Annotated in this window: 13 protein-coding genes; 7 read left to right on the top strand and 6 right to left on the bottom strand. The window is 73.9% G+C overall.

From position 1 onward, the window contains the following. The first annotated feature begins 55 nt into the window (after positions 1-55). A complete protein-coding gene (locus AC6EI4_RS00645) occupies positions 56-343 on the top strand; it encodes a WhiB family transcriptional regulator (protein ID WP_498423559.1) in 288 nt (95 codons plus the stop codon). A 57-nt stretch (positions 344-400) separates the two neighbouring features. Here AC6EI4_RS00645 and bagB read toward each other — a convergent pair whose 3' ends face one another. Continuing rightward, positions 401-1,609, bottom strand: a complete 1,209-nt coding sequence (gene bagB, locus AC6EI4_RS00640) for an ATPase BagB (protein WP_498423560.1) — start codon at positions 1,607-1,609, stop codon at positions 401-403. Further along, entirely contained in the window at positions 1,606-2,643 is a 1,038-nt protein-coding gene (bagA, locus tag AC6EI4_RS00635; RefSeq protein ID WP_498450265.1) for an ATPase BagA, read from the bottom strand. The genes bagB and bagA overlap by 4 nt, the downstream gene beginning before the upstream one ends. Positions 2,644-2,725: 82 nt before the next feature. Here bagA and AC6EI4_RS00630 point away from each other — a divergent pair, with 82 nt between their 5' ends. Both AC6EI4_RS00630 and AC6EI4_RS00625 read left to right on the top strand, forming a co-directional pair. Further along, complete coding sequence (locus tag AC6EI4_RS00630) at positions 2,726-3,505, top strand: CoA transferase subunit A (RefSeq protein ID WP_498423563.1); 780 nt, start codon at positions 2,726-2,728, stop codon at positions 3,503-3,505. A gap of 1 nt (position 3,506) precedes the next feature. Beyond that, a complete protein-coding gene (locus AC6EI4_RS00625) occupies positions 3,507-4,169 on the top strand; it encodes a CoA transferase subunit B (RefSeq protein WP_498423564.1) in 663 nt (220 codons plus the stop codon). Positions 4,170-4,202: 33 nt separating this feature from the next. Here the strand turns inward: AC6EI4_RS00625 and AC6EI4_RS00620 are convergent, their stop codons facing one another. From AC6EI4_RS00620 to AC6EI4_RS00605, 4 genes are all read right to left on the bottom strand, one after another. After that, on the bottom strand, positions 4,203-6,632 hold the full coding sequence (locus AC6EI4_RS00620; protein WP_498450264.1) for an FtsX-like permease family protein: 2,430 nt from the start codon (positions 6,630-6,632) through the stop codon (positions 4,203-4,205). After that, positions 6,629-7,399 carry an ABC transporter ATP-binding protein gene (locus AC6EI4_RS00615; protein WP_498423566.1) on the bottom strand — a complete coding sequence of 257 codons (771 nt, stop codon included), beginning with the start codon at positions 7,397-7,399 and terminating at the stop codon, positions 6,629-6,631. The genes AC6EI4_RS00620 and AC6EI4_RS00615 overlap by 4 nt, the downstream gene beginning before the upstream one ends. A 78-nt stretch (positions 7,400-7,477) precedes the next feature. Then, a complete protein-coding gene (locus AC6EI4_RS00610) occupies positions 7,478-8,134 on the bottom strand; it encodes a response regulator (protein WP_498423786.1) in 657 nt (218 codons plus the stop codon). Between the two features lie 59 nt (positions 8,135-8,193). Next, on the bottom strand, positions 8,194-9,363 hold the full coding sequence (locus tag AC6EI4_RS00605; RefSeq protein ID WP_498450263.1) for a sensor histidine kinase: 1,170 nt from the start codon (positions 9,361-9,363) through the stop codon (positions 8,194-8,196). A gap of 94 nt (positions 9,364-9,457) precedes the next feature. Between AC6EI4_RS00605 and sp36 the strand changes: the two genes are divergently transcribed. From sp36 to AC6EI4_RS00585, 4 genes are read left to right on the top strand one after another with little or no spacing between them, the layout of a single operon-like run. Then, positions 9,458-9,616, top strand: a complete 159-nt coding sequence (gene sp36 / locus AC6EI4_RS00600; RefSeq protein WP_498423569.1) for a Sp36 family protein — start codon at positions 9,458-9,460, stop codon at positions 9,614-9,616. After that, positions 9,613-10,068, top strand: a complete 456-nt coding sequence (locus tag AC6EI4_RS00595) for a RidA family protein (protein WP_498423570.1) — start codon at positions 9,613-9,615, stop codon at positions 10,066-10,068. Before sp36 ends, AC6EI4_RS00595 begins: the two co-directional genes overlap by 4 nt. Further along, a complete protein-coding gene (locus tag AC6EI4_RS00590; protein ID WP_498423571.1) occupies positions 10,068-10,973 on the top strand; it encodes an NUDIX hydrolase in 906 nt (301 codons plus the stop codon). The genes AC6EI4_RS00595 and AC6EI4_RS00590 overlap by 1 nt, the downstream gene beginning before the upstream one ends. After that, on the top strand, positions 10,970-11,791 hold the full coding sequence (locus AC6EI4_RS00585) for an MBL fold metallo-hydrolase (RefSeq protein WP_498423572.1): 822 nt from the start codon (positions 10,970-10,972) through the stop codon (positions 11,789-11,791). The genes AC6EI4_RS00590 and AC6EI4_RS00585 overlap by 4 nt, the downstream gene beginning before the upstream one ends. Positions 11,792-11,872: the final 81 nt, after the last annotated feature.

Below are 11,872 nucleotides of genomic sequence, written 5' to 3'. Positions count from 1 at the left end.
GAGCTGGCAGTCATGGGGGTTGCCGTGCACTCGCCCCTGGGATGGGGACCGTTTCATGTGGGTTGAGGACTGGACGACCGCTGCTGCCTGCCGCAAGGCCCAGCCGGATCAGCTGTTCGTGCGTGGGGCCGAGCAGAACAAGGCCAAGCAGGTGTGCGCCGGCTGCCCCGTGCGCAGCGAGTGCCTCGCCGAGGCCCTGGACAACCAGATCGAGTGGGGGGTCTGGGGTGGGATGACCGAGCGTGAGCGCCGCGCCCTGCTGCGCCGCCGGCCGACCGCCTCGTGGCGCTCGGTGCTCGAGGCCGCCAAGAACGGTCACGAGGACCTGACCGCCGCCGTCTGAGCCTCGAGCCGTCCGGCGAGCTGCCGGACGGCCCAGCCCGCGGGCCGAGCCCTCGGCTCAGCCCTCGGCTGACTCCTCGCCGGTCTCGTCGGCCAGCAGCGCGCCGACCCGGCGCAGGCCGTCGAGGTCGTGCACGTCGGTGGACAGCGCCGGCACGACCGCGGTCTGCACGTCCGGGTGCGCCGCGGAGAACCGCTCGCACAGCCGCGCCTCGCGCTCGACCATCCGGGCGCGGTCGGCGTGCAGGCGCAGCAGCCCGGCGGTGAGCGAGACGGGGTCCTTCTTGAACAGCCGCTCGGAGGCCGTCATCGCCTCGTCGGCCGACAGCGGTCCCTTCGGCACGGGAGTGGCCCGGTTGACCACGAGCCCCGCGAGCGGCATCTCGTCCTCACCGAGGCGCTCGACGAAGTACGCCGCCTCGCGCAGCGCGTCCGGCTCCGGAGCGGCGACCACGAGGAAGGCCGTGCCCTCGGCCTGGAGCAGCGCGAACGTCTTCTCGGCCCGCTGCCGGAAGCCGCCGAAGACGGTGTCCAGAGCGGCGACGAAGGTCTGCAGGTCGCGCAGCACCTGACCGCCGAGGATCTTGCTGAGCGCGTTGGTGATCACCCCGAAGCCGGCGGTCATCAGCTTGGCCGGCCCCCGGGCGGGAGCCAGCAGCAGTCGGATGAAGCGACCGTCGAGGAAGCTGGAGAGCCGCTCGGGTGCGTCGAGGAAGTCCAGCGCCGAGCGCGAGGGAGGGGTGTCCACCACGATCAGGTCGTAGCTGCCGTCGGCGTCGGCGTCGGCGCGGATCTGGCCCAGCTTCTCCATCGCCATGTACTCCTGCGTGCCCGCGAACGAGCTCGACAGCGCGATGTAGAACGGGTTCTCCAGGATCTGGCGCGCCTTGTCCGGGCTGGCCTGGCTCTCCACCACCTCGTCGAAGGTGCGCTTCATGTCGAGCATCATCGCGTCCAGGCTGCCGGTCGAGTCCTCGCTCAGCCCGGTGACGGGGCGCGGGGTGTTGTCCAGCCGCTCGATGCCCATCGCCTGCGCCAGCCGCCGGGCAGGGTCGATGGTGAGCACCACCACCTTGCGTCCTCGCTCGGCCGCGCGCAGTGCCAGCGCGGCCGACGTGGTGGTCTTGCCCACGCCCCCCGAGCCGCAGCAGACGATGATGCCGGTGGCGGGGTCGTCGATCAGCGCGTCCACGTCGAGACCGGGGGCACGCTCCCCGGTCGCCGCCAGCGGGCCGAAGCGCGGCCGGTCATGGGTGCGCCTGCTCATGCCATCCCCTGCTCTCTCAGCGTCGCGGCCAGCTCGTAGAGGCCGCCGAGGTCGATGCCCTGCGGCAGCCGGGGCAGCTCGTAGGTCGCGACGCCGAGCTCGCCGACCAGGACGCGCTGCTCGTCCTCGAGGCCGCGCCGCTCCGCGTGGTCGCGGGCCTCGGCGAGCAGTCCGTCCACGAGCGTGTCGTCCACGTCGATGCCCGCCTCGGCGAGCTCCTCGACGATGCGGGTGCGGTCGATGGCGCCGGCCCGGGCAGCGGCGAGGTCCTCGCTGGACAGGTCACGGGGTCGGACCAGGTTCACCACGACCCCGCCCACCGGCAGCCGCGCCTCGCGCAGCTCGGCGATGCCGTCCGCGGTCTCCTGGACCGGCATCTCCTCCAGCACCGTCACCAGGTGCACGGCGGTGCGCGGCGAGCGGAACAGCGTCATCACCAGGTCGGCCTGGCTCTTGATCGGGCCGACCTTGGCCAGCCCGGCGAGCTCGCCGTTGACGTTGAGGAACTGCGCGATGCGTCCCGTCGGCGGCGCGTCGAGCACGACCGCGTCGTACTGGATCGCGTTCTTGCCGCGCCGTCCCGCCTTGGCCGCCTCGAAGACCTTGCCGGTGAGCAGCACGTCGCGCACGCCCGGGGCGATGGTGGTGGCGAAGTCGATCACCCCGAAACGGTCCAGGGCCCGGCCGGCGCGCCCCAGGCGGTAGTACATCGAGAGGTACTCCAACAGCGCGGCCTCGGCGTCGATGTGCAGCGCATGCACCGTCCCGGCGCGACCGTCCTCGCCGGGCAGGCCCTGGGCGATGCGCCGCTCCTCGTAGGGCAGCGGGTCGACGTCGAACATCCGGGCGATGCCCTGACGGCCCTCGACCTCGCAAAGCAGGACGTTCTTGCCCGTCGAGGCCAGCGCCAGGGCCAGGGCGGCGGCCACCGTGGACTTGCCCGTCCCGCCCTTGCCGGTCACCACGTGCAACTGCACGGTCGACCAGTCGGGGCGCTGGGCCTGGGCTGGGGTCTCGGACGCTGGTGGAGGCACCTTCGCAGCCTACGGCTTGATCCTGGCGCGGGCGGGAGACTGTGTGACTAGAGTCGCACCACGAGCGATCGAGGAGGTCGGGGTGGACAAGGTCGTGGCGACGGCGGCGCAGGCGGTGGCCGACATCGCGTCGGGCTCGCGGTTGGCGGTGGGCGGGTTCGGGTTGTGTGGGATCCCGTCGGTGCTGATCGAGGCGGTGCTCGAGCAGGGCGCCGCGGAGTTGGAGGCGGTGTCGAACAACTGCGGGGTCGACGATTGGGGTCTGGGTCGGCTGTTGGCGGCGCGCCGGCTGCGGCGGATGGTGTCGTCCTATGTGGGGGAGAACAAGGAGTTCGCTCGGCAGTACCTCGGCGGCGAGGTCGAGGTGGAGCTGACCCCGCAGGGCACGCTGGCGGAGCGGATGCGCGCCGGCGGGTCGGGGATCCCGGCGTTCTTCACCGCGACCGGGGTCGGAACCCAGGTCGCCGAGGGCGGTCTGCCGTGGCGCTACGACGACGCGGGCAACGTGGTGGTGGCCTCGCCCGCCAAGGAGGTACGCCGCTTCGCGACGCCCGAGGGCGAGAAGGAGTTCGTCCTGGAGGAGGCGATCATCGCCGACTACGCCCTGGTGCGGGCCTGGAAGGGTGACCGGCACGGCAACCTCGTCTACCGCGACTCCGCGCGCAACTTCAACCCGTTGGCTGCGATGTGCGGGCGGGTCACGATCGCGGAGGTCGAGGAGCTCGTGGAGCCCGGCGAGCTGGACCCCAACGAGGTCCACACCCCGGGGGTCTACGTGCACCGGGTGGTCGCGTTGAGCCCCGAGCAGGCGGGCGACAAGCGGATCGAGAAGCGGACCGTGCGTGCGCGCGAGGAGGCCTGAGATGAGCTGGACCCGGGAGCAGATGGCCGCCCGCGCGGCATCGGAGCTGCATGACGGCTCGTATGTGAATCTGGGGATCGGGTTGCCGACGCTGGTGCCGAACTACGTCCCCGACGGCGTGGAGCTGGTGCTGCAGTCGGAGAACGGGATCCTCGGCATCGGCCCCTACCCCGTTGAGGGGGAGGAGGACGCGGACCTGATCAATGCGGGCAAGGAGACGGTGACGCTGCGCCGGGGTGCGTCGTTCTTCGACTCCGCGACGTCGTTCGCGATGATCCGTGGCGGCAAGGTGGACGCCGCGATCCTGGGTGCGATGCAGGTCTCGGCCGCTGGTGACATCGCCAACTGGATGATCCCCGGGAAGATGGTCAAGGGGATGGGCGGCGCGATGGACCTGGTGCACGGCGCGAAGAAGGTGGTGGTGTTGATGGAGCACGTGGCCCGCGACGGCTCGCACAAGATCGTCGAGGAGTGCTCGCTGCCGCTCACCGGCAAGCGGGTCGTGCAGCGCATCATCACCGACCTCGCCGTCATCGACGTACGCCCCGACGGGCTGCACCTGGTCGAGCTCGCGCCCGGCATCGGTGAGGACGAGGTCCGCGAGAAGACCGGACCGCGGCTGGTGACGGCCGCGGTGCCGGCCGAAGCGGCCGGGGAGGGATAGCCGGCGTCCGACCCTCCCTCCCCGACGCGCCGCTCAGTCCAGGGCCAGCCCGGCAGCCGGGGCCACCCGTGCGGCCCGCCGGGCCGGCAGCACCCCGGCGGCCAGCCCGGCGAGACCGGCGATCGCGATCACGGCGCCGAGCTGCCCCCAGGGCAGGACGAGCGACACCTCCTCGACGGCCGTGTCGAGCAGCGTGCGCACCGCGACCCAGGCGAACACCACGCCGATCAGCGTGCCGAGCACCGTCGCCACCCCCGAGAGCAGCAGCGACTCCACGGCGAGCATCCGGCGCAGCTGACGCCGGGTCAGCCCGAGCGCACGGAGCAGCGCGTTCTCCCGGCCCCGCTCGAGCACCGAGAGCCCCAGGGTGTTGCCGATGCCGACCAGCGCGATCAGCACGGCGATTCCGAGCAGCGCCACCACCGCGCCGGTGAGCACGTCGAGCTGCAGGTGGACCCAGGCCCGCTCGCCGAACCCGCTGGTGACCTCGGCGCCCGCGCCGCTGGCGACCGCGGTGAGGTCCCCGGTCAGGTCCTCGGCATCGGCGCCGTCCTCGGCGCGCACCCACACCGCCCGCGGGCCGGCCGTGTCGCTGAGCGCAGCCAGGGTGGCCGGCGCCACCAATGCGACGGCCCCCCACGCGTCCCCGTTGCTGACCGACAGCGTGCGGGTCCGCTCGCCTACCCGGATCTCGACCCGGCTGGGCACCTCGCCGTCCAGGGCGTCACTGGGCAGGAACACCTCGCCGGGGCCGGGTGCGGCCACCCGCGCCGCCCCGCGCGCGACGTCGGCCGCCGCGGGCGTCGCGGCCACCACCTGGAGCTGACCGATCCCCTCCGACACCTCGGCGTCCACGCCGTCGAGGACGACCGCGTCGGCGACCCCGTCCGTGGCGCGCACCTCGGCCAGCAGCGAGGCGGGCAGGGCCGCCTCCACGGAGATCAGCGCCGCGTCGATCGGATGGCTGGCGTCCAGGTCGGAGGAGACGGCGCTGCGCGAGCTGGACAGCCCGGTGAGCACCGCCGTGGTCAGGGTGACACCGATCAGCAGCGACGCCGTGGTGGCCGCGGTACGTCGCGGGTTGCGGACCGCGTTGCCGGTGGCCAGCCGGGCGGGGGCGCCGCCGAGCCGGCCGGCGGCGCCGCCCGTCAGCGAGATCAGCGCCGGGACCAGCAGCGGACCGAGCAGCAGCACGCCGGTGAAGGCGACCATCCCTCCGGCCACCATCAGCTGGGGGGAGTGCCCGCTGATCGCCCCGGCCAGCAGCGCCGCTCCGAGCACGACCAGCCCGCCCCCGCACGCCGTACGCAGGCGGCCGGCGCGGGTGTCCAGGCCGGCGGGGTCCTCGGGACGCAGCGCGGCCAGCGGGCTGATCCGGGCCACCCGGCGGGTGGGCAGCCAGGCGGCCACCACGGTGACCAAGATGCCCACCGCGGCGCCGCAGGCGTACCAGGTGGCGGAGAGCTCGACAGCCCCCATCGTGCCCGGCGCGAACTGTCGTGCGGCGAGCGCGACCAGGCCGTACCCGACGGCGGTGCCGACGGCCAGGCCGAGCAGGGAGGACACCACCGCGAGCACCACCGACTCGGCCCTGACCGACCTGATCAGCTGGCGGCGGGTGGCGCCCACGCAGCGCAGCAGGGCGAAGTCGCGGCTGCGCTGGGCGAACAGGATCGTGAACGTGTTGGCGATCACCAGCACCGAGACGAACACCGCGACGCTGGCGAAGACCAGGAGCAGGATCGCGATCAGGTCGACGTCCCGGTTCAGGTCGGCCTGGCGCTGCTCGACGAACTCGTCGCGCGGCGCCACCTCCGCCCCGGTCAGCTCCGAGAGCTCGCGGATCTGCTCGGCGACGGACCCGGAGCCGGCGTAGGCCACCGAGTCCACCCACAGGCTCGAGGCCCACGGGCGGATGGTCTCCCAGGGCAGGTACAGCCCGGCGCCGACCGAGGCCGACGGGGTGTCGGCCAGCCCCACGATCGTGGCCTCGACGGCCCGGGCCCCCGACCCGATGCGGACCACGTCGCCGACGGCGAGGTCGCGGACCTTGGCGGTGTTGCGGTCGGCCAGCGCCTCGTGCGCGCCCCGGGGCCAGCGGCCCTCGCGCAGCTCCTGCCAGCGCAGCCGCTCGGCGTCGGCGAAGGGGGCGACGTCCATCCGGTCCGTCACCAGGCGCCCACCGGAGGTCACCGTCTGGGTGCTCCAGCCCAGCACCGCGGCGGTGTCGCCCTCGCGTCGGGCGTGCTCCATCACCTCGACGGCCTGATCACCGCTCATCGCGGAGGCGACCACGTCGGCGTGGCGGTAGGGCAGCTCGACCCCGGAGACGAGGCCGTTGCGGGTCGCCGAGGCCAGGGCCCCGGTGACGATGATGAACGCGACCCCGATGACGACCGCCAGCACGGCGGCGACGTAGCGCCGGGTGTGGGTGCGCAGCGAGGCGAGCAGGACCGTCCTCATCGCTCACCGCGCAGCGTCGCGAGCAGCTGGTCGGTGGTGGGGGAGGCCAGGTGGACGCGGATGCTGCCGTCGGCGAGGACCAGCACGTCGTCGGCGTACGCCGCCGCGTCGAGGTCGTGGGTCACCATCACCACCGTCTGCCCCAGCTCGCGCACCGAGGTGCGCAGCAGGCCGAGGACCTCCGCGGAGGAGGCGCTGTCCAGGTTCCCGGTGGGCTCGTCGGCGAAGACGATCGCCGGGTCGGTGATCAGCGCGCGGGCGATCGCCACCCGCTGCTGCTGACCGCCGGAGAGCTCGCCGGGGCGGTGGCTGAGCCGGTCGGCCAGCCCCAGCGTCTCCACGAGGCGGTCGAAGCGGGCGCGGTCCACCCGGCGACCGGCCAGGTCCAGCGGCAGCAGGATGTTCTGCTGGGCGGTGAGCATCGGCAGCAGGTTGAAGGACTGGAAGACGAAGCCCAGCTGCTCGCGGCGGAACACCGTGAGCTGGTCGTCGTCGAGCCGCTCCAGCGAGCGGCCGGCCACGCTGAGGGTGCCGGTGGTGGGATGGTCCAACCCCGCGAGGCAGTGCATGAGCGTCGACTTGCCGGAGCCGGAGGGCCCCATGATCGCGGTCAGCCGGCCGGCGGGGAGGTCGAGGTCGACGCCGCGCAGGGCATGGACCCCGGTGTCGCCGCGGCCGTAGGTGCGGGTCAGCCCGCGGGCGCTCGCGGCGAGTCGGGAGCCGTCGGGGGTGGGTGCGGCGCCGTGCCGCAGGGGTGCTGTCGTCATGGCCCCGACGCTTCCAGCCGGGGGCCACCCACGTCGTCAGCCCAGGGGCCGGACCCGGCGTACGACCGGGGGTGGAGCTCAGCCGGGGGCGACCAGCCCGCAGTCGTAGGCCAGCACCACCAGCTGCACCCGGTCGCGGGCGCCGGTCTTGGCCAGCAGACGGCTGACGTGGGTCTTCACGGTCGCCTCCGCGACCACCAGGTGCCGGGCGATCTCGGTGTTGGACATCGCCCGGCCGATGAGCACCAGGACCTCGCGCTCGCGCTCGGTCAGTGTCGCCAGGCGCTCGTCGGTGCCCGCGGGACGCGGGTCGGGCAGCGCAGCGACGAAGTGCTCCAGCAGCCGGCGGGTGGTGCTCGGCGCGACCACCGCGTCGCCGCGGTGCACCGAGCGGATCGCGCCGAGCAGGTCGGGTGGGGCCGCGTCCTTGAGCAGGAAGGCCGAGGCGCCGGCGCGCAGCGCGCTGAAGGCGTACTCGTCGAGGTCGAAGGTGGTCAGCACGATCACCCGGGGCGCCCCGGGCCGGGCGGCCAGCAGCCGGGTCGCCTCGACGCCGTCGAGACGCGGCATCCGCACATCCATCAGCACCACGTCCGCGCGGGTCACCGCGAGCCGCTCCAGCGCCTCGCGGCCGTCGCCGGCCTCGCCGACGACCTCGAGATCCGGCTGGCTGCCGACGAGCATCGCGAACCCCGCGCGCACCATCTGCTGGTCGTCGACCAGGAAGACCCGGATCGGGGCGTCCGCGCACCGGCTCGGCGGCCCGTCGGCGGGTAGGTCGGGGAATGCCTCGCTCACAGCGGGATCCTCGCCGACACCCGGTAGCCGCCGTCGCGCCGGGGTCCGGCGACCAGGTCGCCGCCGTGCACCAGCACCCGCTCCCGCATCCCGACCAGCCCGAGGCCGCGGCCATCGTCGAGGCTCGCCGCGCCCCGGCCGTCGTCCTCGACCAGCACGCTGAGGTCGGTGCCCACGCACACCTCCACGCGGGTGGAGGCGGCCGGGCCCGCGTGCTTGCGGACGTTGCTGAGCGCCTCCTGCACGACGCGGTACGCCGTCAGGGCCACGCCGGGCGGCACCTGCGTCCCGGGCGCCGGCAACCGGGCCTGCACCCGGCCGCGCTCCCCGGCCGCCTCCTGGGCCTCGGCCACCAGCACCGCGATGTCGTCCAGGCGCGGCTGCGGACGGGTGCCGGTGTCGCCTCCGGTGCGCAGCAGCCCGAGCAGGCGGCGCATCTCGGTGAGCGCCTCCCGGCCGGTGGCGGCCACCGTCTCCAGGGTGCGGGTCGCCACCTCCGGGTCGTGCGCCGCGGCGTAGCGCGCCCCGTCCGCCTGGACGACGATCACCGAGAGCCCGTGCGCGACCACGTCGTGCATCTCGCGCGCGATCCGTGAGCGCTCCTCGGTGGCGGCCAGGGCGACGCGCTGGTGCGCCTCCCGCTCGATCCGCTCGCCGCGCTCGACCAGCGCCGCGACGTACGCCTCGCGGATGCGCCCCAGCGTGCCCAGCGCCCAGGCCGCCAGCACGATCACCGAGATCGTCACGAAGTAGGACAGGAAGGCGTTCAGGGTGCCCGTGGTGTAGGAGATCAGCCAGCGCCACGAGGCGACGACGGCGCCGCACACGCCCACCGCGAGCGCCACGGCGGAGGCCGGGGCGCCGCAGCGGCGGGCCAGCGAGTACGTCGCGATCGGGAACGCCACCTGGCCCCAGGTGGGCTCGGTGAGGACCACGGCCTGCAGGGCGCTGGCCGCGGCGACGGCGGCGAACACCGCGACCGGGCGGCTGCGGCGCCACAGCAACGGGATCAGCTCCGCGGCCGAGAAGACGGCGGAGGTGCCCATTCCGCTGATCATCAGCACCGGCACCGGCAGCAGCAGGAAGGCCACCAGCAACCGGTCGAACCACCGGCGCCCGCGCTCGTCGAGCCGCCAGGGCTGGCGGGGGGTGACTGGCTGGTCCACGAGGGCCACCGTAGATGGCGCCGGGCGGTGGACGCGTCCACCCACGGGATGACGTGTGCCGGACGCGGGTGCCGCTCGGAGTAGGGTCGCCCCCATGACGAAGTGGGAGTACCTGACCGCACCGATCCTCACGCACGCCGCCAAGCAGATCCTGGACAACTTCGGAGCCGATGGCTGGGAGCTCGTCCAGGTCGCGCCGGGGATGAACCCGGAGAACCTCGTCGGCTACTTCAAGCGCCCGATCCAGGGATGAGCGTCGCGCAGCGGCTCGCTGAGCTCGGGTTGGAGGTGCCGGAGGTCGCGGCGCCGGTCGCGTCGTACGTGCCGGCCGTGCGCAGCGGCATCCACGTCTTCACCTCGGGCCAGCTGCCGATGCGCGGCGGTGAGCTGATGTACACCGGCAAGGTCGGCGGCGAGGTCACCGCCGAGGAGGCGACCGAGTGCGCCCAGCAGTGCGCGCTCAACGCGCTCGCCGCGGTGCAGGCCGAGATCGGCGACCTGGAGCTGGTCAAGCGGATCGTCAAGGTCGTCGTCTTCGTCGCCTCGACCCGGGACTTCACCGGCCAGCCGTTCGTGGCCAACGGTGCCTCCGAGCTGCTCGGGCACGTCTTCGGCGAGGCCGGGCGCCACGCCCGCTCGGCGGTGGGCACGCCGGTGCTGCCGCTGGACGCTCCGGTCGAGGTCGAGCTGATCGTGGAGGTCTGATGCTCGACTTCACGCGCGCCCTGCCGGGGCGGTTGGCCGAGCAGGCCCGCGACTTCGCCGAGGGGCGCCGTACCCCCGCCGAGCCGCGCAACGCCGCCACGATCGTGCTGACCCGGGGCGCGCGCTCGCAGGAGGCGGGCCCGGGATCGCTCGAGGTCTACTTCCTGCGGCGCCATGTCGACATGGCGTTCGCGGCGGGGATGGCCGTCTTCCCCGGCGGCGGGGTGGACCCGCGTGATCACGACTGCGACGACGACGCGCTGCCGTGGGCGGGACCGTCGGCCGAGGAGTGGTCCGCGCGCCTCGGCGTCGAGGTGGGCCTGGCCCGCGCCCTGGTCTACGCGGCCGTGCGGGAGACGTTCGAGGAGTCCGGCGTACTGCTGGCCGGCCCGTCGCCCGACTCCGTGGTCGCCGACACCACCGGGGACGACTGGGAGGCCGACCGGGTGGCCCTGGAGCAGCGCGAGCTGTCGTTCACCGAGCTGCTGCGCAAGCGCGACCTGGTGGTCCGCTCGGACCTGCTCACGCCGTGGGCGTGCTGGCTGACGCCGGTCTTCGAGCCGCGCCGCTACCGGACCTGGTTCTTCCTCGCCGACCTGCCCGAGGGACAGCGCACCCGCGACGTGTCCTCGGAGTCGCAGGAGGTGATGTGGCTCTCGGTGCGCGACGCGCTGGGCGCCGCCCACCGTGACGAGCTGCTGATGCTGCCGCCGCAGTACTACACCTGCGTCGAGCTCTTCGCCGCCGGCGACCCGGCGCACGCCGTACGCATCGGGCGTGAGCGGGAGGTGGCGCTCGTCGAGCCCACCGCCCGGTTCGCCGGCGACGAGGCGCACCTGGAGATCCCCGAGCGGCTCGTGGCGCTGGGCGAACGGGTGCGCGCGGAGATGGAGATGGAGTCGTGACCTGGGCAGGAGGGTCCTTCGGGGAGCGAGCGCGGTGCGTGCTCGCCCCGAACCCCGGCATCATGTCGCTGGACGGCACCAACACCTGGGTGCTGCGCGAGCCCGGCGCCCGACGCTCGGTGGTCGTCGACCCCGGGCCGTCGATCCTGAGCCACCTCGACGCGGTGGCCGAGGCGGCCGGCGAGGTCGCGACGGTCCTGCTCACCCATCACCACGCCGACCACTCCGAGGCGGCCCGAGAGTTCGCCGAGCGGATGGGCTGCGGCGTGCGCGCCCTCGACCCGGCGTACCGGCTGGGCACCGAGGGCCTCACCGACGGCGACGTCGTCGAGGTCGACGGCCTCGAGATCCGCGTCGTCGCGACCCCGGGGCACACCGCGGACTCCCTGTCGTTCCTGGTGCCCGGCGACGGCGCGATCCTGACCGGCGACATGGTGCTCGGCCGCGGCACGACGGTGGTGGCGCACCCCGACGGCCAGCTCGGCGCCTACCTCGACTCCCTCGACCGGCTGCACCGGCTGGCCGAGGCGGGCGAGGCGCAGGCCGTCTGGCCGGGCCACGGCCCCGTCATCGACGACGCCCTGACCGTGCTCGACTTCTACATCGCCCACCGCCGCGAGCGCCTGGCCCAGGTGGAGGACGCCGTCGACCGGATCGCCGCCACCGACCACCCCGAGGGCATCTCCATCGACGAGCTGCCGCGCCGGATCGTGGAGATGGTCTACGCCGACGTCGACCCCGTGCTCTGGGGCGCCGCGGAGCTCTCCGTGCGCGCCCAGATCGCCTACCTCAACGAGCAGCGTCTCCCGCACGTCTGACCCCGCGCCGCGCCCCGCGCCGGCGCCGCCGCGCGCGCCCAGGCCCCTTGTAACGCGGGGTTATGCCCACCATCGCAGCGA

The sequence above is a fragment of the Nocardioides sp. Z43_10 genome (assembly GCF_059766615.1).
Note: the sequence above shows the minus strand (reverse complement) of the source record. Positions and strands in the feature narration are given on the sequence as shown.